Genomic DNA, 25,717 nt, shown 5'->3' on the forward strand with positions numbered 1-25,717 from the left:
GCCTTAACCGGTTAACCCTCTTTTCTTTTTCATTACTCGCTGTACAATTTTTCGCGAAGTTGTTTGATCTCTTCGCTTTCCAGATATTCATCGTATGTCATCATTTTATCAATGATACCATTTGGTGTAATCTCAATTATCCGGTTGGCAATGGTTTGAACAAACTGATGGTCATGTGAAACAAATACCATTGTACCATCATATTCAATTAAACCATTATTTAATGCTGTAATAGATTCCAGATCCAAGTGGTTAGTAGGCTCATCTAACATGATAACATTTGCGCCCACCATCATCATTTTGGACAACATGCAACGTACTTTCTCACCACCAGACAAAACATTGGCTTTTTTCAATGCTTCCTCGCCAGAGAACAGCATTCTGCCTAAGAAGCCGCGCAAGAATGTTTCGTCTTGATTTTTTGAGTATTGACGCAACCAGTCAACCAACGATAAATCGCATCCATCAAAGTACTCAGAGTTATCTTTAGGGAAGTATGCTTGAGAAGTTGTAACACCCCAAGAAAATGTGCCGCTATCCGCTTCCATTTCGCCCATTAAAATTTGGAACAGGGCTGATTTTACGTGGCCATTTGGCCCAACAAGCGCAATCTTATCACCCTTATTAATAATGAGGTGAAGATTGTCGAAAAGTTTTTCACCTTCAAGGGTCTTGGATAAGCCTTCAATTTCCAAAATGTTTTTACCCGCTTCTCGCTCAGGCTTGAAGTTAATAAATGGATAACGACGGCTGGAAGGCTTAATATCATCCAACGAAATTTTATCCAACATCTTCTTACGAGAAGTTGCTTGTTTTGATTTAGAAGCATTGGCGCTAAAACGTGCAATAAAGCTTTCCAATTCTTTAATTTTCTCTTCTTTTTTCTTGTTTTGCTCTCTCATTAACTTAAGAGCCAGCTGACTTGATTCATACCAGAAATCGTAGTTCCCCACATACATTTGAATCTTACCAAAGTCGATGTCAGCAATGTGCGTACATACTTGGTTCAGGAAGTGACGGTCATGGGATACGACAATAACAGTATTTTCATAGTTAGCTAAGAAGTTTTCTAGCCAACGAATAGATTCGATGTCCAAGTGGTTGGTAGGCTCATCGAGTAGCAGGATGTCTGGGTTTCCAAATAAAGCTTGTGCCAGCAATACACGTACTTTTAAGCTTCCGTCTAGCTCTAGCATTTTCTTATCATGGAATTCAGCAGAAATTCCCAGACCAATCAATAAAGCGGCAGCATCAGATTCTGCTTGCCAACCATTCAAGTCTTCGAATTCTCCTTCCAATTCAGACGCACGAATGCCGTCTGCTTCAGAGAAATCTTCTTTCATGTACAGAGCATTTTTCTCTTCCATGATGTCAAATAATCTTCTATGACCCATCATTACCGTTTTCAAGACTTCGCATTCATCGAACTCATAATGATCTTGTTTTAGTACGGCAAGACGTTCCCCAGGAGTTAAAATAACTTCTCCACTGTTTGGTTCAATTTCGCCAGATAAAATCTTCAGGAATGTAGACTTACCAGCTCCATTTGCCCCAATTAATCCATAGCAGTTACCAGGTGTGAACTTGATATTTACGTCTTCAAACAAAGCGCGTTTCCCATATCGCAGGGTAACACCATTTGTACTTATCATTCAATCTCATCCTTTAATATACATTTTCTTCTTCAAACGTATATTTTACTACATTTACATCTAAAAATTAACCCCTTCTATTTATTAACACCTAACACAGCAAATTTTAGCATGTGAATCCTTCCTTTTTTTAATTAAAAATTCATGTAAGCGACCAATAGTACTCAAGTAGAACACAGTTTTTTTTACTTTCTCATAATAAAAAACCATCCACAGACATACTCCTTTTTAGAAGGAAATACCGCAGATGATTTTTTGATTTTTTACCAGGTTATAAACGGTTTTGAGCCAGGAGGTGCATGGTCAATCAATTGATAGATCGGATATGCATAGGCCACGATAATCAGGAATACGGCAACACCGAGCCATAAAGACCAGCGCTCTAAAATTTTTGGAGTACGCTCAACTGCTTCTTGGGATTCAGCAATAGGATAATCTTCCTCGCCTTTTGGTGCCTTAAAGATGAGATAGAATAAAATCCCTACCATAAGTATCCCTGCAAAGAATAGAATCGCACCACCAAAACCCATTAGCTGTTGTGGAGGTATCCAGCTTAGAGCCTCCGCATTGTTAAAGTAAGTGGTGTAATCGGTACGACGTGGCACACCTTGCAAACCAAGATAATGCATTGCTCCTGACATCAGTAACATACCAACCGACCACATGACAGCTTGCAAAATTCCCACTCGATGTAGGGCAGGGGTCATTTTCCGGCCTGTTAAATTTGGCAATAACCAATACGTAATTCCAAAGAATGTAAGCGCTATACTAGTTCCGACCGTTAAATGGAAGTGCCCCGTAACCCAGATTGTATTATGCACAACTGCGTTCATCTGGTTACTCGCATTAATAATTCCACCTGCACCTGCTGGAATAAAAGCTAGCATACCCAGCATTGGAGCAAAGAAGCGAGCATCCTTCCAAGGCAATTTCCAAAACCAGCCAAACAAACCTTTTGCACCCTTTTTACGTCCAGATGTTTCAAATACGGCAAATAGCGAAAATGCCGTCATAAGCGATGGGAATACTACGGTTAAAGTCAAGATAACATGTAGCATTTTCCATTTATCTGAAATACCTGGCTCCATTAACTGGTGATGAAACCCTACCGGAATGGAGAAAAGAATAAGTAGGATAAATGATAAACGTGCAAGCGAATCACTAAATACTTTACCACCGATTATTTTTGGAATATTAACATACCAGCACACATAAGCAGGCATTAACCAGAAATAGACAAGTGGGTGACCGAAGTACCAAAATAGCGTACGACTTAGCAATACATTAACTTCTGGTACCCAGCCAAGAGACCATGGAATGAGCTGTAGCAAAACTTCTGCTGCTACCCCTAGCGTTGCAATCTGCCACAAAATCATCGTAGAAACAGCCATGAATTGAAATAAGGGAGATGTTTTTCCTTTATTTGTTTTTCTCCAATGAATATAATTAGCAAAAATCGAATATCCACCCATCCAGCTACCTACGACTAGCAAAGCTGCCCCAATATAGAACAGTGGAGATGCTTTCATCGGTGCATAGAACGTATACAGAACGGATGCCTCATTCGTTAGAATGGCTACTGTTGCCATTGCTGTACCGACCGTCATGAGGAGCCAGCCAATCCATCCGAGCTTCAAAGCTAAAGGCGTCAGCTTTCCCTCTGATGTACGAGCACAGCCTGATATGAAAAATCCTATAATAAAGAATGTTGTAAAAACTAGACCCAGCAATACCCCGTGCGCTGTTAACACCTGATAATACCCTAACCAAGATGGCAAGGTTATAACTCCACCGCGTACCAGCCCTTGAAGTAAGCCACACAATATGGCGATAGCAAAGCCAATATACGCTACATAAATATGTGCCAATGAAAGCTTTGCAGCGGCGGCGTTTACCTTTACCACCGGTTGCGTATTATTATATTCCTTTAATTCCGCTACCATACTTTATCGTCACTACCTTTCCGAATCACTTCACAACAATTGTAGCTGCCATTAACTGGTGACCAGCACCACAATATTCATTACAGAGAATTAAGTACGTTCCTGGCTTGTCAAATGTGTGAGTGACTTCGCTGATGTGACCAGGTAACACCATGATATTTACATTTGTTTTTGGTATCTCGAAGCCGTGTACCACGTCTTTACTCGTTACAACAAATTTAACTTTGGCACCGACTGGAACTTCAATCTGATTGGGTTGGAAAGTAAAAATAAATGATGTCATGACAAGATCGTATTCGTTATCGCCTGTTTTATGAAGTCCTAGATTATCAAATGGAGCCGTTTCATCAACCTTTTTTGGGTCTATCATTTTCATATGGCTTGGTGGCATCATGCCCATTGCATAGGCATTGACAGATAAGACGATCAAAAAAAGTACCAGCGTCGCGCCCCCAACCATCAGCCAAATCTTTTCAAAGCGGTGTAAATGCATAAAATACCCTCCCGTTCATTCCCTCTCTATACCAACTACCCTCTACTTAGAAAAACTCCAAATACAGCAAACCAAGTCACTGCGATAAACATACCTACTAGAAAGACCGAAGCCAAAGTCCCTTTTAAATTTAGTTCACCTTCCTGATGCTGCTCGTTCTCTTCCTTTTGATTAGGTTGAGTATGGGAACCGTTCATCCGATGACCTCCTCTCTTTTTCTTCCTTGTCATCCAATTTTTCCGTAAAAAGGAATTTGCATTGTTTACGATTTGATTAAACCATTCTCACAATTGTAAAGGGTGTGAGATTTATCACTTTTAGCCCTTTAGAGCTATTCGCTTTTAGTCATTGTCAAGGTTTTGACAAAATTCTATTTATTTAAAAATCATCCCATAAAAAACAGGCATTTTGTGAGAAAAATGATTACTTTCTATTTTCATAATTTTACATTTCATTTTCTGTTTTTTACCTTTTATAAACATCTCTTTTGGTACATGCTAAGAAAAATCATAATAAATAATGAAAAAAGCGGAATTTACGCATCTAACGTAAATTCCGCTTTTTTATTGTAGTGCCGGTAGAGGGACTTGAACCCCCACGGTTTCCCTCACGATTTTGAGTCGCGCGCGTCTGCCAATTCCGCCATACCGGCAAATATAAAGTTGGCTGGGGTACCAGGATTTGAACCTAGGAGTGACGGAGTCAAAGTCCGTTGCCTTACCGCTTGGCTATACCCCAAAAGTGGTGGGGAGAGACGGATTCGAACCGCCGAACCCGGAGGGAGCAGATTTACAGTCTGCCGTGTTTAGCCACTTCACTATCTCCCCATAAAAATGGTGCCGGCGATAGGACTTGAACCCACAACCCCCTGATTACAAGTCAGGTGCTCTACCAATTGAGCTACACCGGCATTTTCATATAGAAAGCTTGTCTTACTCTTATGTATGTAAAATGGTGCGGGTGGAGGGACTTGAACCCCCACGGTCGCCCGCCAGAACCTAAATCTGGTGCGTCTGCCAATTCCGCCACACCCGCATGTGAACTAAACGGTCAATAACTCGCTCTCAAGCGGGTTGTTTTTCTCAGTACAGTTTCGACTTTTTTAATATAGCATACTATCAAAATAAAAAGCAAGACTTTTTTACAAAAAATTTGATAGCCACAAGTAATAAACAGAAATCAATTGTAGCTATCTGATTATTATGCCTTCAAAAGCGTTGTACTTCATGCATTCTCTCATTATGCAAATAAGCTTTGTAATTGTAGAGCTAGTGATATATCTCCCTTTATCTTTATTTTTCCCAGAATGAAAGCAGTAGCAGGATTTAATTGTTTTTGTAAGAGTTTTGTAAAATTAGTATCGGATAGCTGGAGCGTACATTGTGCCTGATTTGGCTTTCCTTCCGTCACTTGAACATGATTGTTACAAAATTGAACCTGAAAAGTACCTCCCCGTTCTCCACTCACATCAAATTGATAAACGGCCAGCCATCCCTCAATGGCAGAAGGGTTTTGATTTATTAGATCAGCAAGTGTCTCAAGTTCTTGTAACATAAGAGACCCCCCCCTTTCCCAACCTGAACCTATATTTTTCACCATAATATCCTATTCTAAAACTATCCTATATATGCCCATCTTACAATTTTCGATCATATAAAAAAGGTGCCCTCATAGGCACCCTTTGCAAGTGTATACGATTATTATTGCTCCTCAAAAGGTGGCAGCTTTATTCCTTATCCCTGCCATCCGGTGCTGTCTGTTCTGTCGCTTCCTGCTTAGAAATCTCCATAAGCTTTTGCATCAAAATATGTTGGGGCATGTGCATTAATCTTTCCAAGGGTACCCCAAGCTGTTCAGCCAACTTAACGGCTGTTTCCGCTGAAATCTGTAACGGTCTCATTTTTTCACCTCTTGCTGTCCTTATCCATTTTTCACATTATACCATGCTAGCTACTTATGAGTGTATCTGGCGGAATAAGTCGGATAATTCTCGCACAATGACCTGCTGATAGCCTGTATCCTCTCCATATTGGGTAAGCATCTCTTGACGAGCGACCATGATTTTATCTTTATAATCGTGTGCCCCCCGGTCAGGGTTCTCTTGTTTAAACTGAATCATAATCTTCTGAACATGTGCTGGGCGTGGTCCCCATGTGCCAAGCACATCTCCTGCTTCGTTGCAAATGATCAAAACCGGAATAGCTCGCCCCCCCATTGTCAGAAATTGATCCATCACATCCAGATGATCCTCCATCACCAATACTTCCACGGGTAATGTAACTGCTTCTGCTACACGAAACAATACCGGCACATTTCGAACCACATCTCCACACCATTGCGCACACAATAAGAAGGCTTGCAATCCTCCTCGCTGAACAGTCGCTTCAATTTGTGAACGCTCCTCATCTGTTTCCCACGCAAATCGTTGATACCAATCGTAAAATTCCTCTTTATTCTTCTCCATTGTTTCCATGAATTGCTGCATGGTAATTCCTGTTCCTATTTTTGAATGCAAATTTATCGTCATGATAGCTCCTCCTTATGCATTGATTATCTTCTGTTTCAATTCGCTAGGATGTGATCATCTCCTTTTTATGATCGCTTATGTAAGTGTTTTACGTGATCGCGTATAACATCAAAAAACCTGTGTACTACTGCCACAGGTTTCCTTATTTTCATCAATTTGCGGATACATTTCGTTTGATTTGTTGAGTTATTTCTGTTGCCAATCGCAATGCTTGCAGACCTGACTCAGCTGTGACCAAAGCTGGTTTTTTCGTGGTAATGCTTTGTAAAAAATCTAATAATTCTGCGCGTAACGGCTCAATTCCTGGTACAACCACTTTCTCCAAAATGTTCTGCTGGCTATATCCATCACTTTGTTTCTCTAAATAGAAATTAGTAGAACGGGAAATGACCACTTTTCTATCAAGAAGATCTACTTGAACAAATGCCTGTCTGGTTACTACTCGTAAGGTGCGCACTTTTTCTTCTGTTAAATGACTAGCTGTGATTTGTGCGATAACTCCTGAATCAAATTGAAACAATGCTACAGCATGCTTGATTGCTCCTTGGTAATATTTACCTACTGCATGCATTCTGTCTAATGAACCCGGTTGTAAATGTTGCAAAATATATATGTCATGAAGCATAGCATCCAATACCACATCAATCCCTTGAATACGTGGTTCCATTGGACTCATGCGGTGCATATCGATGGCGACAATCTCTTCATCCTCCAAAATAGAGCGTAATACGGCAATAGCTGGATTAAACAATTCGATATGCCCCACCTGCAAATGAAGCTTAGCTTCTTTGGCTCGATCAATCAACTCATCGGCTTCCGCTATCGTAGCGGTGATCGGTTTTTCCATTAGCATATGAACCCCATGACGAATGCAAGCCATCCCTACCTCAAAATGAGCAGATATGGGAACAGCAATACTTACTGCGTCTACTTGTGCCAATAATTCGTCTAGCGTAGGAAACGAAAGTATATCATATTCCTGTGCGACCTCTTGTGCTCGCTTTTGATCTGCATCATAAACGCCTACCAATTGGCAATGGTCGTTGAGCGAGGAGTAGACACGTACATGATGTTTACCCATTACACCGGTCCCAATTACTCCTACCTTCACTCCACATCCCTTCTTTCCATCCAAAAACTTACAAATAATCTTAACTCTCACATTGTATGAAGCGGATGGAAAGAAGGTCACTTTTCTTGTGAAAGAAGTTAGTTACCTGAATCCTCTTTATTCATCAAGCCTTCCAGTAGCTCTTTGTTGAACAGGTATTTCGGATCTTTTGGTCGGTACTTCCCTACTTCTTCGTTATGCTCATAGGCTTTTTCATTTTGCCCAATCCGATTGTAGCAGACACATAACTGTATATGCGGAAGCCACGTCCAGCATGCTTCTGTAAAGAATCCCCATGTATCTGGTTTTTTCACCTTGGTAGCTAGGTCATACCAAAAAATTGCTTTTAGATATTCCTTTCTGGTGAAAAAGATATGACCAATTCGGCAGCAAGCCTCGGCCCGCGGAGTGTCGTACGTAAAGGCTTTGATTGCATATTCCAATTCCTTCTCTTTATTACCTAAGGCAAGATAACACTCTGCGATTTTGTAGCACGCATTGATCTCATCTTCGATCCAGCCCTGTTTAGAATCGAGCATTTTGATGTAATATTCAATCGCTTTCTCATGAAAAGAATGATCGCGCAACTCATTTGCGTAATAATACAAATCTCTTATGGTAAATTCTTCACCGCGCTCCAGCTTTTTTTCATAGATGCATAGATTGCGTGTTGAATAACCTTCGTTTTGATGAATCTTTTTATGAGTAACTGCCACATCACTATCGATAATTTTCCCCCAGACAGACAAATACTCGTGGACAGCACCATACCATTGGAAATTATTACTTCGCTTCACCATACGGTTCCGGCGGAAGGACATAATAGGATTATCGTACTCATCAAATGCTGTGTGGTATTTCATCGTAACAGAGTCAACAGCAGGATCTAATGTTTCCTTCAAAGTTCGCAAACGTTCACGGTCGATCTCCAAAAGAAAATCATCTGCATCAAGATGCAAGATATATTCTTGTGTTGCTTTCGTAAAGGCAAAGTTACGAGCGGCTGAGAAATCATCAATCCATTCAAAATGAAAGATCCGATCCGTGTACTTCTTCGCGAGCTCTACAGTCCCATCCGTCGATCCTGTATCGATAATATTAATTTCATCTACCAAATCCTTTACAGAATCCAAGCATCTCGATAAACTATCTTCCTCATTTTTCACGATCATGCATAAACTAATTGTGATCATGTTGTCACCTCATGTCGCTAATTTTGCTCACTTTTGTATGTATATTCCCGCAAACAAAAAGGTGAACTATTTCAGTTATCTATTCTCAATAAAAAATAGCGCAAATAGCTGTATTCCTCATAAGATGAAGCAGAAAGGAAGGGTTCTATGGATATTTCGTCGCACGATTTACCACAAGTCTATTATGTAACGGTCACGGACGAAGGTATTGCTTACTTGGATCAACACATAAGATCGGATGTTCGCATAGATGCTTTCCTCTCCATTCACCAGAAAGCGTACCCCGTTCAGGTTTCCTATCGAGGTGCCCATACACGCGAATTGGCAAAAAAGTCTTATACGCTCTACTTCCCTGACGACAATCGATTTCATGGACAGCGAGAAATTCATCTTAATGCAGAAATGCTGGACCCCTCTTTGATGCGAAATGCCCTGTCATTTGCCTTTTTTGAACTTCTCGATGTCTTAGTACCAACGACTTCCTATGTAGTGCTGTGCCGAAATGGAGTTTGTGAAGGTCTCTATCTCCAATTAGAATCCGTTGATGAATTATTTTTACAAAAACGTCAGCTACCACTAGGCCCGATTTACTACGCAGTCAGTGGAAACGCTAATTTTTCCTTGTTAAGTCCTAAAACCGAGGAGGTAAAACCAAGACTGGATGCAGGATATCGGTGTAAATATGGCCAAGAAGAAGATATGAAGCTCCTACGTGAATTGATTTATATCATAAATACAACACCAAGAGCTGATTTTGAAGAGATTATCGGACGATATCTCAATGTCAACCAATATTTAAGTTGGCTAGTAGGGGTTGTATGTACCCAAAATTTTGACGGTTTTATTCATAATTACGCTTTATACCGGAATACGAAGACAGGTTTATTTGAGATTATTCCATGGGATTATGATGCCACTTGGGGAAGAGATTGTAATGGAAAAGAAATGGCCTATGACTTTGTTGATATAGACGGATACAATACCTTGAGCGCTCGCCTACTAGACACTTCTACATACAAACGTCTCTATAAAGATAGGATGGCAGAAACACTAAACTCCTGGTTTACACCCGATTATATGAGCCCACGAATAGATTATCTCCATCGCCTGCTACGACCCTACCTTCAAATTGATCCGTACAAAAAAGAAAAGCTCAACGTCTTTGACGCCGAGCCTGATTATATCTGTCGTTTTATTAAAGATCGAAATCATTTTTTAAAAGGACAGCTTGATACTTTTTAATAGATATGATTACCGCTATTTCTTGTAAGGCAATCGTCCCGATAGCAGACTGACAGACTTCGTTACTTTTTAGCTTTGATTACCTTATCTATTTCAGACTGAAACACGCCCTGCTCAATTGGTCCCATCACCTTATATGTAACGACCCCATTTTGATCAATAATAAATGTCGTTGGGATAGCGAGGATTTGGTACAGTTTTGCTACTGTCTCATCTTGATCGTATAGAATAGGCATCGTTAGCTTATAAGTATCTACAAAAGCTTTGACGGAATCTAAATCATCAGTTTTCGTCAGATTAATAGCATATAAATCTACGTTGTCTTTATTTTTCTCATATATCTTTTGTAAATCTGCAGCCTCCATCTTACATGGACCACACCAGCTTGCCCAAAAGTTTAGAATCAGTGGCTTCTGTCTTTGTCCCGAAAACTTGTAAGTAGTTCCCCCCATGCTAGGTAGTTCAAAGGCAGGAGCTTTGGCTCCCAACGCAATCGTTGGGTTTACTTTTTGCTCTATCTGACCAGAAACCTCTTGTGCTGCTGGTTTTTTTAACTTCTCTTTGTCCTGATTCATTCCCTTTTGCTCAGTTTTTATAGACTGTTCAATCGTTGGTTGAGGAGCATGCTGCAAATTACTCTTAACCTCGCTTTGGTAAATCGCTCCTCCACCCATAACAAGTAAACTGAGAATGATAAACACCTGCCGCATTCTTTTCCAGCTCCTTTATAAACTAGGCTGTCCAAAAATTTTAATTAAGTAGATGGAGATATCTGTAAGCTTATCAAAATACAACAAAATCCCGAACAGAACCATGATTCCTCCGCCAATTTTCATCAATTTATCCGAGTATTTCATGATCCATCCTATCTTACTAATGAAGAACGTCATCACGAAGAATGGCAGGGCAAACCCTAACGTATAAGCAAGTGTATAAGTAAGGGCACTCTCTGGATTCACCATCCCAAGCGTAATGATCCCTGACATAATTGGCCCTACACAGGGAGTCCAGCCAGCAGCATAGGTAATTCCCACCAAGATAGAACCAGTATACCCAAGCGGTCTATTATTTATGTCCTTCTTCCATGTTTTCATCATAAAATCAAGCTTAAATACCCCTGTAATTACTAATCCCATAAAAATTAATAAAATAGCACCCAGTTGCCTAATTAAGTCCTTTTTGGATGCAAACAAGCTTCCAATCCATGATGTTGACAATCCTAGCGCGATAAATACAAGAGAGAATCCTAGAATAAAAAACAATGTGTGTAACAATGCCTGACGCTGAAATACAGTTTTTCCTTGCTTCATCTCTGAAACCGAAACCCCAGTAATATAAGATAAAAAGGATGGGTATAACGGCAAACAACAAGGTGAAATAAACGAGAGGAATCCTGCTGCTAATGCCAGCCATACTGTAATTTGCGTATCCATACTTTGCCCCCATTTCCTAAACGTCTCTTTCTGTTATGTATTCTAGTTCACAAAGATTCATTCATGCTCCATTCTGCGTATTAGGTGAACGAAGTGTGACAAAGCTCACAACAGGATTGTGAGTCGTTCCTACTCTATTCTATTAAATAGCTGGCAAAATACCAAGGACTGCTAAGGATTTTATAATTGATAAATTTCTCACAATGAAGAGAGCTCCAGCACTTTCTTTTCTTATCAAAACGGGATATTTGATACCCCTCATTATTTCAGGAAAAGGTAGGCTTCCACCATCAGAACGGATTGTTGATATGAAGCCAGATAATTTCTCTCCATACAAGGTACAAGCAACCTTACAATCAGCTCTTGGCATTTCATAACAAAGACCGCCTGATAAAGCAAAGCCCCGGCGGTCTTGTTTTTGTTACCTATTTTCCAGTAATGATAGTCCGTTCGCAATTAAAATAGCTAATTCATGATCAGTGTCACCAATTGTCTTTATTTCGGAGTTCAGTCGCTGGCAGTCCGCCTCTGGAAAATGATGACGCAACATCATTTCCAGAATTTCTAATCTCAGTAGCCAATCGTTCGGATAAGAGGCATCTAGTTCTTGCCTAATCGCTTGCAAACTCTCTGGTAGTTCCTCTTCAGCCCCTTCTTCTGTCCGCAAATTACGAACAATTTGATATAATTGTTGCTGTCTTTTTTGCTCCTTTGTGTAGATGGGACGACGGGTTTGTGTCTCTGAGGGTTGATGTGTACCTGATTGAAATTTTTCACGATCAGCGACTCCTGCATAGACAGAGATGATCTCAGCTCCCACTGCCATATCATAGATACCCCATTCAGCTTGGAACAATACACGCTCTTGATAGCGTACGGTACATTCATCGAACCCAATTAACACCACTTTATCCTGCTTTCGATCAATATAGGAAACACGCCCTACAACTTCAACTCCAGAAGCAAAACAGACCACCGTTTTTTTACCTACAACTAAACCATAGGCCTCAAGCTCTGCATCAGTCCAATTTTCTAATGGCTTCTCGATCCCTTTTATTTTACCAATTGGAGAAGAAAAGCCATGACTATGATAGGATTTATCATGCCCAACCAACTCGATATCCTGGAGCGCAAGGGAAGTAGGTCCTTCTGTTGCTAAATAAATGGCTTCCCCCTGTTCATCCGAGATAGTATGATGCAGGGTGCCGCTTACTTGTAGACCAGAGCTGTACACGCTGGTGGTGGTTTGACCACTATTAACCGCCTTATGCAAACTTTCCGTGCCACCAAGATGCAACGCCATTCTCTCTTTCATTTCAAGTACGGCTTCAATTAACTGATCAAAATCACAACAAACAAACAATTGAGGCTGAGGTTTGGTGATATCAAAATCAGTTTCAATACACGCATCGAGTGAAAATGGGATTTTTTTAACTCCATCTGTTAAGCAACTCATGCTTTCCCCAACAGAGGACAATAACCCAGCTCCATAGATTTGCAGATTATTAACATCTCCAATTAAACCGTATTCGACTGTCCACCAGTAGAGACGGGATAATTGAGTAGCTTCCGAAACCTCCGTGACCGCCGCTGTTTTCTTAACTAGTTCTTCTTCTGCTGCAAGCACTTGTTCCTCAGTTGCATTGATATCCTCTTTTACGATCGATAAATAGCGGATGGCTTCATATAATTCATAATCTGCTCTTGATGAGATGGCTTTGGAACCAATTGCTCCAAAGATTTTGAGATATTCACGATATTTTTCATCTTTAATGATCGGTGCATGCCCGGCTGCTTCATGAATGATATCAGGTGCAGGTGTATAAGCCACATGATCGTAAGTACGAATGTCGCAAGCGATTGGGAGGATATTATGAGCCTGGAAGTCAAAGAAGGCTACCGCTGGTATAAAACCGTCAATACTTACTGCTCCCCACCCAATTTCCGATAGGCATCGGTTCATTTCCCGAATATTCGGTATTTTTTCAATACTGATACCAGATGCTTGTAAGCCTTCCAAGTACGCGGTATGGGCTCTTTTGCCTAGAAAATTATAATTTTGACGCATAACGTATCGCCAAACTGCTTGATCTATCGGTGTATACTTGTCATAATCCTGGTCGACAACAAATTGCTTTAAATGAATAGGTATGTTGACCAATGAAAAATCAGATTCAATTTGACTCATAACTCTGTACCTCCCCTTAGAAAATAACGGTACTTCCGGCAATAGAAAGCGCTATCATTAAGGTTTACTATATCATCTTTTTGTAAGAAATGGTGTAAAAAAGTTTGCCTATCAAAAGCCCAATTCCTATGTAACTGTAACGCGTCGACGTATATATAATGAAAGATGTTACTATCCATTTTTAGGAACATTTTTTCATTTCTAAACGGTATAGTTTTTATGTTACAGATCAATTAGTTTAGGAGGACGTTAAAATAATGAGGCCAGAAATATTTCCTTTTCCAAAAACATGTTACGTCTATCCAACGAAATGACCGTAAAAGTTGGAAACAAATAGACCCCAATCCAAAAATAAGATTGGGGTCTGTTTTGTTGTGACCACTAAGCTTCCTATATGAATTCTTCCCAACATGTTATTCCTTAGAGGAACGCCGACTCTGTTGTTGCTCTAACATAACATCCATCAATAAATGATCTTGTAATTGATCCATCGGGTCGATTGTTAGCAAGGCGGAGACAGCTGCAAGCGCTGCACGCACCGTCTGATAAGAAAAAAAGGCATCCCGTTCCTCTTCACTGTAACTGGAAATATCCGCACTTCTAACCGGGTAGGGAAAATCAGCCTCCACTCCCGCCCTATCCATTACTACCAGCGCCTGTTTAATAGCTAAGATCGCTGCGCTCACACTTAAAGAGTATTCCTTACGCAGATCATCCCAAACCTCAAAAGCAGTTCGCTCTGTATGCTCACCATTTAAACGTGTTATCATGCCACGTTTCCTTCCCTCCTGCAACAGCCAGTCCACCAAAATGTCTGGATGGGGTGGGAACGAGTAGTATTGCAATCGCATCTCTAGCTCTGTAGGAAAATTACGAGCAAATCTGGCATCCTCCAGCTTCATCTCATATCGCCTGGACGGATGATTTGGTACCATAACATATACAATCCCATCACGAATAGCCGTAATTTGTAGCTTCGTCCGGGCTGGTACTCGAGCTTGTGGTGCTTTTTCTCGACGATAATTACCCGGAATTAATTGCTCACCAAATAAATGATATTCTATAGGGGCATCAATCCATGGGATTGGTTCTCTTGTTTGAATTTGATACGTACCGCTAAAAGTTATCCATTCGCTTGGTCGATGCTGATATCGAACCAATATCTGATGTTGCTCACACTCCGGCGCCACTTCTTCTTTATCTGTATGAACAGGATGGAGGCGATCATGTTGCAACATGAATCCATCTTCTATGTTTAGACGCTCCAGTAATTCGCGTCTGGATACTCGCTCATAGCCGATGTGATAGATGTTTTTTTTCAAAATGATGTACCCCCCATAATTACTCATATTCCTTGGAAAATCCATATTGAACAGACTAGAAAAAGCGCCATGAACAGGCGCTTTCTCCTTCATTTCTTCTTATTATACATCATTTTGCTACAGGAAGAATCTCCTGGGCTGAGAAAGTCTTTGGAATCAGCTTCTTAGCTGCCATCCAATTAATGACCTGTTGCCATTGGGCTGTATCCTGGCTCCCAAAAGGTTGGCCCTTAGCATCCATCAAGGAAGGCAACGCACTAGGCACCTCTAATTTGCAAAAAATTTGCCAACGGTTTGCTCCAATCATGCGAAAATAGTTACGCTGTTCGGTATCCGTAATAAGCAATCCGTCATACGTGCTTACTACGATTGGAAAAAAGGTGAACAGTACGACAATTGCTACTTTTCCCGGTAGCTCATAGCAAACCACATCATAAAAACGGGCGAGAGAGCCAAAATAGGAATGGTTTGCGAGATAATAACATGAGGGTACACTACCTTTTTCACTCCCTCATGTAGATGCATACATATGGCAATTCCCGTTCCTACGAATATCGAGATTACTAGGCCTACCAACGCTTCCTGTAACGTAATCCACAGATGTATAGTCAACAGCTGACTGCGTATCTCCCAGAAAGCAACAGCAATAACAGAAGGTGGTGGTAAGATGAATCTAGGTAGCTCAAGTAAGCGACACCCGCCTTCCCATAACAAGAGGAAAGTGCATAAGGAAGCGAAAAACCATCCCACATTCCAGTTCTTTTGCCAGACCTTTTTTTTGATCTTTTGACCACCTTGCCTTTGTATTACGGCCATATCTGTTCCAAATAAGCCATATCCCAAAACAAATACTCCATTTTGCATGTGGCGATAAAATGTTGTTTCATTCGAGCAAGCTCCTGTTCGTTACTGTCACGGGCAATCTCATCAAGTACACCTTTGAGCCAGTCTGTCGAGACAGCAAATTCATCCGAGCTATACATCCGCACCCACTCTCCATATTTCGGATGATCGATTACTCCCGATTTTTGCGCTAATCTTTTACCGATTTCTTGGTAGCTCCACATGCACGGAAGCAAGGCACTCACTACTTCTCCCAAGCTTCCTTGATGAGCTATCTGTAGCATATAGCTTGTATAGGCAAGCATGACGAATGACGGTTCTGCCGTTTCTAATTCATTGTGGGAAATGCCTAGTCGTTGAGCATATCCGCGATGCAAGGACATCTCCTCTTGTAATGTTGATGTCATGAGCTGAGCAAATCGACCGCTCCAGTCGATCCGATTGGCCTTCACGCTCGCGATCGCGAACAGTTTTGCATATTCCTGTAAAAAGAGATAATCCTGCTTCATGTAGTGGATAAACGCAGAGCCCGGTAGATTACCATTAGCAATGCCAGTAATGAAAGGGTGAAGATGTGTCTTTTCCCAAATCGGCTTGGCTTCTGTGTATAAAAGCTCTGTAAAAGAAGCTACTTCTATTTCTCGCGTACTCATCTGCTTACAGCCCCCTTTTTGAACTCGTGTATAACGGTGATTTTTATGAAAATGATAAATGAAATCCTGCACGGCTTTTTTCGTATTAGGTGCCTGCGTGATCGCTGAAATGACCGCGATAGCATCTGCTCCACTTTTTCGCAAGTAGCTAGCATGTTCTGGCCTAATTCCGCCTATAGCTACAATGGGATACCCACCCACAAATTTGCGAATAGACGTAAGTCCATTCGGACCAATTGGCTCCCCAGCGTCCACTTTACTTTTAGATGTATACATAGGACCTACCCCTAAATAGTCAGCTCCATGCGTAAGAGCGATCCGAGCCTCCTCTAAATTACCGGCTGATATTCCAATGATCATCTCAGGAGGAACCAATTGTTTAACTTGAGCAAACGGCATATCCTCATGTCCTACGTGAACCCCGTCAGCCTGAACCTTGCAGGCCAAGCTCACATCGTCGTTAATCAGAAAAATGGCATTGTATGTATGACATAGCACTTTCATACGGATCGCAATTTTCTCTCTTTGAGTAGCATCGGTGATGGAAACAGCTCCCTTTTCTCGCCACTGAACACATCCGACTCCTGCTTGAAGAGCATCTGTCAAAATACGAAACATGTTTTCAACGGAGTTCCCGCAGTCTTGACTACCTATTACCAAATAGATACTCCACCTTTGATATAAGGTAGCTAGGCGAGCTAGCTTCATGTCAACATGCCTTCTTTCGGACTGCTGGCAGAAGCATAGCGTTTACGGGGAATGCGACCTGCTAAAAAACCTTTGCGGCCAGCCTGAATTCCTAGCTTCATCGCTTCAGCCATTCGTACAGGGTCGTTTGCTAACGCTACTGCTGTATTTAATAATACGCCGTCAGCTCCTAGCTCCATCGCTTGGGTCGCATCTGATGGTGAACCAATTCCAGCATCTACAATGATAGGAACTGTCGCCTCTTCCATCATGATGCTAAGATGCAAGGGATTAAGAATACCTTGGCCAGAGCCAATCGGTGATGCACCTGGCATTACGGCATGAACTCCTACTTCTTGTAATTTCCGCGCGAGAATAGGATCATCATTGGTGTAGGTTAAGACAGTGAAACCTTCTTCCACCAATAAAGCAGATGCTCGCAGGGTTTCTATTGGGTCTGGCAATAATGTTTTTTGGTCTGCAATTACTTCTACTTTAATCATGTCGCATAAGCCACTTGCTTTTGCTAAACGCGCAATGCGTACTGCCTCCTCTGCGGTTGTTGCTCCTGCCGTATTGGGAAGCAGTGTATACGCTGAGAGGTCAAGGGATTCTAAAAAAGTGGGCTCATTTACTTTCTCCAAATTTAATCGACGAACTGCAAAAGTAATAATTTGTGCTTCAGAGATCGTCACTGCTGCTCGCTGAATTTCCAAATCACGAAATTTCCCCGTACCAATTAAAAAACGTGAGGTAAATTCATACTGTCCAATTCGTAAAGTTGTATCTGTCATCGTTTTATCCTCCTCCAACAAAATGAACGATTTCTATTCGATCGTCATCCATAATGGTTGTTTGGGCATAGCTGGAACGATCAAGGATGATCTGATTGTGTTCAACTACCACAATTCTTTGCTCCAATCCATAATGAATAAGCAATTGTTCCACAGTTGAATTTTTCTCTATACTAGTTGTTTTCCCATTAACTTGAATCTGTACAGTGTTAGCTTGCAAGGGTATCCACCTCGTTTTAATTCGTGAATGTTTTTCCTCTTCATCCTTTTTCAATCGTTTGGTCCACTGAATTGAAAAAAGGAATGGATAGGAACAACTACCGGATAAAATATCCTGCTGATTCATCAAGCTGTTCACGATACTCTTTTATCCTGTTTTGTGGTTGTGTTGACCGCATGATACCCGACATAACAGCGATGCCATCCGCTCCAGCTTCTATTACTTCCTTTACACGCTGAGGAGTTATTCCGCCTATCCCGATCAGTGATATGTTAGAAGCTAGCAGTTTTCTCATTCGTGTTACAAAAGCAAGACCACGCGCTTCTACACCGGGCTTGCATTCTGTTACATAGACATGACCTGCTAAAACAAAGATTGGAGTACGTCTTGGGCAGAAGACATTCCCTGACGATGAACCATGCTGGTCAGAAGTTTGCTGTAAATCCGCCTGTACAGACAAACATTCTTGTTCGTTATGAATCGAACACCCCAGCAATTGATCTAAGGACAGTATGCGACTTGCCAAGCTGGCCCTCATGCTATGCTGTCCTAGCTGAACACCGCCACAATGATAAGCAATTGCTAAATCGACACGATCATTCACGATGATTCGTTCCCTTGGAAATACATCCGACAGGAGTTTGATCCATTCTTCTATTTCACGTGCTGTGCGCTGTTTTTCCCTGATGTGTAGATAATCAACTCCTGCCTGCTCTGCCTTCTGAATAATAGGCAACGTTTCTCCGAGCGTTTGGCACCCTGTGGTAATGAGATGAAGTGATCGTGCTCGCAAAAATTCAACTCCCTTCGCAAAAATATTTTCACATGCATGTCTCTTGTGCTGTTACACTAACCTCCATACTCCATACCGATCCTAACTGGGAACAGGCATGAAAAGACGTAAAAAAAGCCTCTGCTTCTTTTTCGGATGGTATCGAATAGATAGCGGAGGCTAAGCTGAACTGGCTGATAGGAAGTTGGTTACGTTTTCCAACTTACTGCTTTTGCTGATGTACTATAAATCAGCTACGGGTTGTGTTTTTACAAAAAGAAAAACCACCCGTAGCGGATGGTTTCGTATGCATCTGAAAGAACAAAGGTATCTTCACTCTGTTCTCGCGCCCTCTTCCTCCGCTGGTATTAACCAGATCAGGTTCAACGGTCAGTAACGCATCTCGTTACAATCTCAGCCGACAGCTCGGCCCCCGCTCGGTACAACGTTATTAAGTTTTGAATTCGCTCTTACAGTACCACGTCACTACTTATTTGTAAACAGATAGATTTTCTTCACAAAAAATTCTGCGTCCTTTATCCATACCAAGTGATTCACCGCCACATTAATGTGTGATCATTCCCTTATTCATTGCCTGCATACACTCTTCTAACCATCCCAGAGCCTTGGCTTGCTCTGGTACTTCTCTTACTTCTCGGTATGCTTGTTCTACCAGCTTTTTCACTAAAAATAAACTGGAGAAGTCTAACGCCATCACCACTTGTTTAGGCGGTTGCGTCTGTTCTTTTAAAGCTTCAACGCCATCTAATAAAACCGCCGCCGTCTTTTCAGCCACCTCATTTAGTTGTTCATGCTGTCTTAATTCATCGTAAAAACTATCATACAAACGGCACAAGATTAAAAATGCTTGTGTACTAAGAACCACTTCGTTTGCATGTAGGTGCATCATTGAGTCTTCCACAAGTATGCCTCCGTCTCTTCCCATCTATCTGCCGTAGATTTATTTTTATTATACCATGAATGTTTCCTCTAGGTGGCATTTTGCCCAGTTCTAGCCTGCTATTGCTGTACATCCATTCCAAATTATAATAATCTCATTATTACAAAAACAAATGATAGTAATGATGATTTATAAAAGTCCCCTCCTATTTTGCTAAAAAGGGGACTTTCTCGTGTTCTACAAGCCTTCTATTCTTTATGGGTGTTTCCATTATCACGAATGTTACTGTTTTGATCGTTGGTATCTAGCGTTTTACCTCTGTTTTTTGCCTTATTTTGCGACTTGTTATTCTTGCTGGACATCGTTTTTACTCACCTCCCGATTAATCGGCTTAGTTTCCCCGATGTGAGTGAAAGTTACACATGAAGGTGCACTATCCTTCGCTAAAAAGCTCCTTCTGCAAATGTACAGTACTCTAGGTGCCACCTATGAGGGAACGCTACGCAAGCATATGCGTCTGGCCAATAGCTATGTCCGTGATACTGTTATGTTTTCCATTATTGATTCAGAATGGCCTCAAGTAAAAGATAAGCTAGCCATTATGTTGCAACGCCCATAGGAAAAGTACATTCTTCTTCGAAAAACCTCCCTATTTCGCTCATTTTGTGCAATCTTAGGCTAGATCAATGCATCCAGTTCGTGTACAGTTAGGAATAGATATCAACAAGCGATGATAGATTATGAGGTGACCTCTTTTCATGCATACAAATTTACGAACTTTTATCCAACAACTGCGCGATGAAGGACAACTAGTGCAAATTGACACTCCTGTCGATCCTTATTTGGAACTGGCAGAAATTCATCGTCGTGTGATTGATGAGCAAGGACCAGCCCTTTTGTTTACGAATGTTAAAGGTAAAAGCTTTCCTATTGTAACCAATCTCTTCGGAACCCGTGAGCGGGTCGATATGGCATTCGGTCCAAAACCGGAAAAGATTATTCAACAATTAGTAAGTAATATGGACAAACTAATGCCCCCTAAGCTCTCTGCTCTTTGGGGATTGCGTGATCCCTTGCTAAGTGTCATGAAGACAGGTACAAAAAACGTATCTCTGAAAAATGCACCTGTCGCTCAGGTACATACAACAGATGTAAATTTAAACGAATTACCTGCTATTACTAGCTGGCATGAAGATGGGGGACCATTTGTTACATTGCCACTTGTCTACACAGAGCATCCTGTCAATAAAGAGCACAACCTGGGAATGTATCGCATTCAGCTATATGATGAAAATACAACCGGTATTCATTGGCAGATTCATAAAGGTGGTGGCTTCCACTATTACGAGGCGGAAAAACGTAATCGGGCTTTGCCGGTAACTCTGACAGTAGGAGGACCACCTGCTCTGATTGTTTCTGCTATCGCTCCATTACCAGAAATGGTACCGGAACTTATTTTCTCCTCCCTCTTAATGGGAGAAAAACTAGGAATGACCGAAGTAGATAATCATCCACATAAAATTATTTCGGAAGCAGAATTCGTGTTTGGTGGTATTGTCCCTCCACATGTTCGCCGACCCGAGGGACCGTTTGGCGACCATTTTGGCTATTATTCCCTAGCTCACGACTTCCCTGTCTTCCATGTGCAACAAATGTGGCGCAGAGAAGATGCGATCTATCCAGCTACTGTGGTTGGTAAACCGCGCCAGGAGGATTTCTTCATTGGTGAATACCTTCAAAGCCTGCTGTCACCACTTTTCCCTGTCGTTATGCCTGGAGTTAAAGCTCTTTGGACATATGGGGAAACTGGCTTTCATGCATTAGCAGGTGCAATCGTGCGCGAAAGCTACTATAAAGAAGCAATGGCCCATGCTTTTAGAATTTTAGGTGAGGGTCAGCTCACATTAACTAAGTTTTTGATGGTAACGGATGTACATTGTGACCTGTCTCAGTTCAGTAAGTTCTTAGAGATCGTGTTAGCTCGTTTCCAACCCGAACGTGATCTATTGATTGTCAACGATACCTCCAACGATACACTTGATTATACGGGACGAAAATTTAACCATGGTAGCAAAGGGGTTATGCTCGGTATTGGTGATCCTGTTCGTGACCTTTTACACACATACAATGGACCAGATATCCCGCGTTTTCCGCATGTGGAAGTCTTTTGCCCCGGTTGTCTCGTGATTTCAGGACCAAAATTTGAAGAAGATCCGCAAATAGGTGAAGGGTTAATAGCCTATGCGAATGAACATTTAGCTGACTGGCCGATGATTTGTATCGTTGATGACGCTGCTATTTCCCGCAAGGAAAGTAGCTTCCTCTGGACCGTCTTTACTCGATTCGATCCAGCAAACGATCTATATGCCAAATCAACTATTGTACGCAATAAAATCCGTTATGAGGGCCCATTAATCGTAGATGCTCGTATGAAGCCGTTCTACCCAGCGGAAGTAGAGACACGTCCAGACATTGACAAATTGGTCAGTAGTCGATGGAAGGAATACTTTCCGCATTTATAAGCGATGATCTTTATGTGCGACTTATTCATCCGCGTACATGAATTAGACAACCTCCTGCCCCAGTTGACGGGTAAGGAGGTTTTTCTGTTGCCAGATTTACTTTGCAAACAAACCCATATAATATAAAAGAAGAGAGTCGGAGCAATGGAGGGATAAGCATGCGACAAAAACAAATTCAAGCGGAACTGGATGTGCAACCGACCATCGATCCGCAACAAGAGATACGATCACGAGTAGAATTTTTAAAAGAATATCTACTTGCGACACACACCAAAGGCTATGTACTTGGTATTAGTGGCGGACAAGATTCTTCGCTAGCAGGTCGTCTCGCCCAATTAGCTGTGGAAGAGATTCGACAAGAGACTGGCAAGGATTATAGCTTTATCGCTGTTCGTTTGCCATATGGAGTTCAACAGGATGAAGATGACGCCCAGCGTGCTCTAGATTTTATTAAGCCTGATCGCACGGTAACGGTTAATATAAAACCAGCTGTAGATGCTTCCGTGCAAGCCTTTGAGGAAGCCACTAGGGAGCAATTATCTCATTTTCTTAAAGGAAACATTAAAGCACGCGAACGTATGAAAGTTCAATATGATCTAGGTGCCCACTATCAACTATTAGTTATTGGAACAGATCATGCGGCTGAAGCTGTTACTGGCTTTTTCACTAAATTTGGAGATGGTGGTTGTGATGTAACACCGCTCACAGGCCTAAGTAAACGACAGGGTAAACAGTTACTACAGGCTCTTGGTGCAGAAGAAGCCCTCTATGTCAAGATACCTACAGCAGATCTTGAAGATGATAAGCCGCTTTTACCTGATGAAACAGCTCTTGGTATGTCCTATGACCAATTAGATGATTACTTGGAGGGGAAATCCGTTCCAGGTGATATTGCTGAAAAAATTGATCAACGTTTCCTACGCACAGCTCACAAGCGACATCTTCCAGTTACTCCATTTGATACATGGTGGAAGGAACAAAAATAAAGGCCGGTACATAGCTAGTAAGGTAAGATCATCCTTATCTTACCACGTATACAAGAAATCTCGCTATCAAGCAGGTTAGCAAGTTAGTGTCGCTAACCTGCTTTTTATTTACATGGCAAAAAACAAGGTGAAATACAACACCTTGTTTTTTATACAAGCCTTCTCATAAGACCGTGGTTTATATCAATTCTACTCCCTCACACGTTCGCTATTCCTGTTCATGATCAAAAAACAGCGTCAATAGCTCATCGACAGTAATGGTCCCAAAATAGGTCGGTAAATGAAGCGACTCCAACACCTCACGGATAGCTTTCTTCTCCATCGGAATATCAGCGAGCTTTTGCTCAATATCAGCTACTTCCCCTACTCCGAAGAAATCACCATAAATCTTAGCATGTTTGATTTTTCCCTTTTCCACATCGAGGCGAAGCTCAATCGTTCCTACCGGAAAGCGTTTGGTTTGTTGAAAATTACTCTTAGGTGATTTACCATAATTCCACTCCCAATTTTGGTAGCGTTCCTTAGATAGCTCATGGATGTTTTTCCAATCCTCTTTTGTCAACACATATTCACTCACTTCACCTTGAGCAAATATGGATTGTAAAATTTGTTGTTTAAACTCTTCAATCGTCATTGGTTTCTGTAAAAATTCTGTGATATTGGCAACTCTACTACGTATTGACTTAATGCCCTTTGATTCAATTTTAGCCGCATTCACCCTCAGTGCTGCTACAACATTCTCCATTTCAGAGTGAAACAGGAGAGTTCCGTGGCTAAACATACGTCCTTTTGTGGAGTATTGTGCATTACCAGAAATTTTGCGTTCACCTACTTGAATATCGTTACGCCCACTTAATTCAGCCTCCACACCCATTTCCTTTAGAGCTATTACGACTGGTTCCGTAAATTTTTTAAAGTTATGAAATGACTTTCCGTCGTCATTGGTAATAAAACTAAAGTTTAAGTTGCCTAGATCATGATAAACCGCACCACCGCCTGATAAACGACGCACAATGTGAATATGATGCTCGTCCACATAGTCTGCGTTAATTTCCTCAATTGTGTTTTGGTTTTTACCAATAATAATAGATGGTTCATTTATGTAAAATAACAGATAATCGTCATCTGCCGGCAGGTGTTTTAAGGCATATTCCTCAATAGCTAGATTAATTTGTGGGTCAGTGATGCCTTGATTGTCAATGAATTTCATGTAGATGCCCTCCAGTGCCAGTTATCAGTAAGAATGATTTTCACTCTATTATCTCATCTCTTACTCTGTTGCTCAAGCTCTGGAGATTGCAATATCATGTCTTCGAAAAGGAGAGCCGCCCTGCTTTTGGGCCTATCTTTTTTGGTAATAAGCGAAAAAAGACGTTTGTGTGGCTTTGAACTGATAGCTAGCGCTTTACATTCTTTCAAAAAAACTTCACGTTTCGCAATCAATCCAGAAACAATTGAAATACCTAATCCGGCCATTACTGCTTCCTTAACTGCTTGGCTACTACTAAACTCATAATAACGCTTTACATGTATACCTAGCTCTTGAATAATGCTATCGCTTTGCTCACGTGTACCTGATCCAGACTCGCGAAAAATCCACACTTGATTCTCTAAATCTGCTAGGTTCGCAACTTTTTTTCGTGCCAAAGAGTGATCATTTGGAACAAGCAGCACCAATTGGTCTTCCATAAAAACTTGCACATCAACGTCTAAGCTATTGCTAGATCCTTCAATTAATCCTACATCAATTTTCTCATTTATTAATGCCTCAATTATTTCTCGAGTATTATTAATTTTTACCTGCGTCTGTACCTTTGGATACTCCTTTGTATACATAACCAATTGCTGAGGCAAAAAATACTCCCCAATCGTATAACTTGCACCAAGAGAAAGGGGACCGCTTACTTCCTGCTTAAGGGCTTGTAGTTCCAGGCGTGTTTCATCTACTGCATATAGAATCTGCTTTGCTTTCTGATAAAATAGTTCTCCTGCTCTAGTTACCCTCACATGTTTTGGGGAACGAATAATAAAGCTGGTATCGTATTCTTCTTCTAAGTGACGAATATGTAGACTGACCGCTGGTTGCGACAGATTAAGCTCCTCGGCAGCACGGGAGAAGTTTTGCTTTTCTACTACTTTTACAAAAATCCGTAGAGAATCGAAATTCATGGCTCAGAAGTCCTCCTCTGGCTTGTTTATTCTCTTCCTTATTCAATATCAGTACCAATTCCCCTC

27 protein-coding genes, 5 tRNA genes, 1 pseudogene and 1 riboswitch are annotated in these 25,717 nt (G+C 41.3%); of the genes and pseudogenes, 4 read left to right on the plus strand and 29 right to left on the minus strand.

Annotated elements, in window-relative coordinates; all coding sequences use genetic code 11:
* Nucleotides 1-32: 32 nt before the first annotated feature.
* The 14 genes from BrL25_RS00090 to BrL25_RS00155 form a co-directional block, all read right to left on the minus strand.
* On the minus strand, nucleotides 33-1,652 hold the full coding sequence (locus BrL25_RS00090; RefSeq protein WP_018670552.1) for an ABC-F family ATP-binding cassette domain-containing protein: 1,620 nt from the start codon (nucleotides 1,650-1,652) through the stop codon (nucleotides 33-35).
* Nucleotides 1,653-1,915: 263 nt separating this feature from the next.
* Nucleotides 1,916-3,595, minus strand: a complete 1,680-nt coding sequence (locus tag BrL25_RS00095) for a b(o/a)3-type cytochrome-c oxidase subunit 1 (protein ID WP_018670551.1) — start codon at nucleotides 3,593-3,595, stop codon at nucleotides 1,916-1,918.
* 25 nt (nucleotides 3,596-3,620) lie between these two features.
* Nucleotides 3,621-4,088 carry a cytochrome c oxidase subunit II gene (locus tag BrL25_RS00100; RefSeq protein WP_003336039.1) on the minus strand — a complete coding sequence of 156 codons (468 nt, stop codon included), beginning with the start codon at nucleotides 4,086-4,088 and terminating at the stop codon, nucleotides 3,621-3,623.
* 35 nt (nucleotides 4,089-4,123) lie between these two features.
* The gene (locus BrL25_RS00105; RefSeq protein ID WP_018670550.1) at nucleotides 4,124-4,285 is read right to left on the minus strand and encodes a cytochrome c oxidase subunit 2A; all 162 of its coding nucleotides are present in this window, start codon (nucleotides 4,283-4,285) and stop codon (nucleotides 4,124-4,126) included.
* Between the two features lie 375 nt (nucleotides 4,286-4,660).
* Nucleotides 4,661-4,740 (minus strand) — tRNA-Leu (locus BrL25_RS00110).
* 11 nt (nucleotides 4,741-4,751) lie between these two features.
* Nucleotides 4,752-4,826, minus strand: a tRNA-Gln gene (locus BrL25_RS00115).
* 4 nt (nucleotides 4,827-4,830) lie between these two features.
* A tRNA-Tyr gene (locus BrL25_RS00120) sits at nucleotides 4,831-4,915 on the minus strand.
* A gap of 7 nt (nucleotides 4,916-4,922) precedes the next feature.
* Nucleotides 4,923-4,998, minus strand: a tRNA-Thr gene (locus BrL25_RS00125).
* A 42-nt stretch (nucleotides 4,999-5,040) separates the two neighbouring features.
* Nucleotides 5,041-5,123, minus strand: a tRNA-Leu gene (locus BrL25_RS00130).
* Between the two features lie 204 nt (nucleotides 5,124-5,327).
* A complete protein-coding gene (locus tag BrL25_RS00135; protein ID WP_018670549.1) occupies nucleotides 5,328-5,642 on the minus strand; it encodes an SCP2 sterol-binding domain-containing protein in 315 nt (104 codons plus the stop codon).
* 172 nt (nucleotides 5,643-5,814) lie between these two features.
* The gene (locus tag BrL25_RS00140) at nucleotides 5,815-5,988 is read right to left on the minus strand and encodes a YycC family protein (protein ID WP_018670548.1); all 174 of its coding nucleotides are present in this window, start codon (nucleotides 5,986-5,988) and stop codon (nucleotides 5,815-5,817) included.
* 54 nt (nucleotides 5,989-6,042) lie between these two features.
* Nucleotides 6,043-6,615 (minus strand): thioredoxin family protein, encoded by a 573-nt coding sequence (locus BrL25_RS00145; protein WP_018670547.1) that lies wholly within the window; start codon nucleotides 6,613-6,615, stop codon nucleotides 6,043-6,045.
* A 151-nt stretch (nucleotides 6,616-6,766) separates the two neighbouring features.
* Entirely contained in the window at nucleotides 6,767-7,807 is a 1,041-nt protein-coding gene (locus BrL25_RS00150) for a Gfo/Idh/MocA family oxidoreductase (protein ID WP_308470829.1), read from the minus strand.
* Nucleotides 7,808-7,824: 17 nt separating this feature from the next.
* The gene (locus tag BrL25_RS00155) at nucleotides 7,825-8,919 is read right to left on the minus strand and encodes a tetratricopeptide repeat-containing glycosyltransferase family 2 protein (RefSeq protein ID WP_018670545.1); all 1,095 of its coding nucleotides are present in this window, start codon (nucleotides 8,917-8,919) and stop codon (nucleotides 7,825-7,827) included.
* 147 nt (nucleotides 8,920-9,066) lie between these two features.
* Here BrL25_RS00155 and BrL25_RS00160 point away from each other — a divergent pair, with 147 nt between their 5' ends.
* On the plus strand, nucleotides 9,067-10,161 hold the full coding sequence (locus tag BrL25_RS00160) for a CotH kinase family protein (RefSeq protein WP_018670544.1): 1,095 nt from the start codon (nucleotides 9,067-9,069) through the stop codon (nucleotides 10,159-10,161).
* Between the two features lie 62 nt (nucleotides 10,162-10,223).
* On the opposite strand, the gene BrL25_RS00165 is transcribed toward BrL25_RS00160, so the two are convergent.
* The 13 genes and pseudogenes from BrL25_RS00165 to BrL25_RS00225 all read right to left on the minus strand — a co-directional run bounded on the left by BrL25_RS00165 (nucleotide 10,224) and on the right by BrL25_RS00225 (nucleotide 19,995).
* The gene (locus BrL25_RS00165; protein ID WP_018670543.1) at nucleotides 10,224-10,871 is read right to left on the minus strand and encodes a peroxiredoxin family protein; all 648 of its coding nucleotides are present in this window, start codon (nucleotides 10,869-10,871) and stop codon (nucleotides 10,224-10,226) included.
* Nucleotides 10,872-10,886: 15 nt separating this feature from the next.
* Entirely contained in the window at nucleotides 10,887-11,594 is a 708-nt protein-coding gene (locus BrL25_RS00170) for a cytochrome c biogenesis CcdA family protein (RefSeq protein WP_018670542.1), read from the minus strand.
* A gap of 142 nt (nucleotides 11,595-11,736) precedes the next feature.
* Entirely contained in the window at nucleotides 11,737-11,964 is a 228-nt protein-coding gene (locus BrL25_RS00175) for a hypothetical protein (protein ID WP_018670541.1), read from the minus strand.
* A gap of 51 nt (nucleotides 11,965-12,015) precedes the next feature.
* Nucleotides 12,016-13,782 (minus strand): aromatic amino acid hydroxylase, encoded by a 1,767-nt coding sequence (locus BrL25_RS00180; RefSeq protein WP_018670540.1) that lies wholly within the window; start codon nucleotides 13,780-13,782, stop codon nucleotides 12,016-12,018.
* A 413-nt stretch (nucleotides 13,783-14,195) separates the two neighbouring features.
* Nucleotides 14,196-15,104 (minus strand): hypothetical protein, encoded by a 909-nt coding sequence (locus BrL25_RS00185; RefSeq protein ID WP_018670539.1) that lies wholly within the window; start codon nucleotides 15,102-15,104, stop codon nucleotides 14,196-14,198.
* Nucleotides 15,105-15,213: 109 nt separating this feature from the next.
* Entirely contained in the window at nucleotides 15,214-15,534 is a 321-nt protein-coding gene (locus BrL25_RS00190; RefSeq protein ID WP_081621591.1) for an ABC transporter permease, read from the minus strand.
* Complete coding sequence (locus BrL25_RS00195; RefSeq protein ID WP_018670537.1) at nucleotides 15,504-15,947, minus strand: ABC transporter permease; 444 nt, start codon at nucleotides 15,945-15,947, stop codon at nucleotides 15,504-15,506. Before BrL25_RS00195 ends, BrL25_RS00190 begins: the two co-directional genes overlap by 31 nt.
* On the minus strand, nucleotides 15,911-16,600 hold the full coding sequence (tenA, locus tag BrL25_RS00200; protein WP_026315068.1) for a thiaminase II: 690 nt from the start codon (nucleotides 16,598-16,600) through the stop codon (nucleotides 15,911-15,913). The genes BrL25_RS00195 and tenA overlap by 37 nt, the downstream gene beginning before the upstream one ends.
* Before the next feature lie 75 nt (nucleotides 16,601-16,675).
* Nucleotides 16,676-17,308 (minus strand): annotated as a pseudogene (thiE, locus tag BrL25_RS00205) (thiamine phosphate synthase); the annotation flags it as partial.
* On the minus strand, nucleotides 17,305-18,081 hold the full coding sequence (locus BrL25_RS00210; protein WP_018670535.1) for a thiazole synthase: 777 nt from the start codon (nucleotides 18,079-18,081) through the stop codon (nucleotides 17,305-17,307). The gene BrL25_RS00210 and the pseudogene thiE, both read right to left, overlap by 4 nt.
* Nucleotides 18,082-18,085: 4 nt before the next feature.
* Entirely contained in the window at nucleotides 18,086-18,439 is a 354-nt protein-coding gene (thiS, locus tag BrL25_RS00215; protein ID WP_236847616.1) for a sulfur carrier protein ThiS, read from the minus strand.
* Nucleotides 18,399-19,094 carry a thiamine phosphate synthase gene (locus BrL25_RS00220; protein ID WP_018670533.1) on the minus strand — a complete coding sequence of 232 codons (696 nt, stop codon included), beginning with the start codon at nucleotides 19,092-19,094 and terminating at the stop codon, nucleotides 18,399-18,401. The genes thiS and BrL25_RS00220 overlap by 41 nt, the downstream gene beginning before the upstream one ends.
* 316 nt (nucleotides 19,095-19,410) lie before the next feature.
* Nucleotides 19,411-19,520, minus strand: a riboswitch (TPP riboswitch).
* Between the two features lie 118 nt (nucleotides 19,521-19,638).
* A complete protein-coding gene (locus BrL25_RS00225; RefSeq protein ID WP_018670532.1) occupies nucleotides 19,639-19,995 on the minus strand; it encodes a hypothetical protein in 357 nt (118 codons plus the stop codon).
* A 388-nt stretch (nucleotides 19,996-20,383) separates the two neighbouring features.
* Here BrL25_RS00225 and BrL25_RS00230 point away from each other — a divergent pair, with 388 nt between their 5' ends.
* From BrL25_RS00230 to nadE, 3 genes are all read left to right on the plus strand, one after another.
* Complete coding sequence (locus BrL25_RS00230; protein ID WP_081621590.1) at nucleotides 20,384-20,593, plus strand: GNAT family protein; 210 nt, start codon at nucleotides 20,384-20,386, stop codon at nucleotides 20,591-20,593.
* Nucleotides 20,594-20,732: 139 nt separating this feature from the next.
* Entirely contained in the window at nucleotides 20,733-22,496 is a 1,764-nt protein-coding gene (locus tag BrL25_RS00235; RefSeq protein ID WP_018670529.1) for a UbiD family decarboxylase, read from the plus strand.
* A 158-nt stretch (nucleotides 22,497-22,654) separates the two neighbouring features.
* Entirely contained in the window at nucleotides 22,655-23,482 is an 828-nt protein-coding gene (gene nadE, locus BrL25_RS00240; RefSeq protein ID WP_018670528.1) for an NAD(+) synthase, read from the plus strand.
* A gap of 208 nt (nucleotides 23,483-23,690) precedes the next feature.
* Here the strand turns inward: nadE and BrL25_RS00245 are convergent, their stop codons facing one another.
* Both BrL25_RS00245 and BrL25_RS00250 read right to left on the minus strand, forming a co-directional pair.
* Entirely contained in the window at nucleotides 23,691-24,692 is a 1,002-nt protein-coding gene (locus BrL25_RS00245) for a lipoate--protein ligase (protein WP_018670527.1), read from the minus strand.
* 53 nt (nucleotides 24,693-24,745) lie between these two features.
* Complete coding sequence (locus tag BrL25_RS00250; protein WP_018670526.1) at nucleotides 24,746-25,651, minus strand: LysR family transcriptional regulator; 906 nt, start codon at nucleotides 25,649-25,651, stop codon at nucleotides 24,746-24,748.
* Between the last annotated feature and the right edge of the window lie 66 nt (nucleotides 25,652-25,717).

This window comes from Brevibacillus laterosporus DSM 25, from assembly GCF_002706795.1.
In the GTDB taxonomy this organism is placed as follows: domain Bacteria; phylum Bacillota; class Bacilli; order Brevibacillales; family Brevibacillaceae; genus Brevibacillus_B; species Brevibacillus_B laterosporus.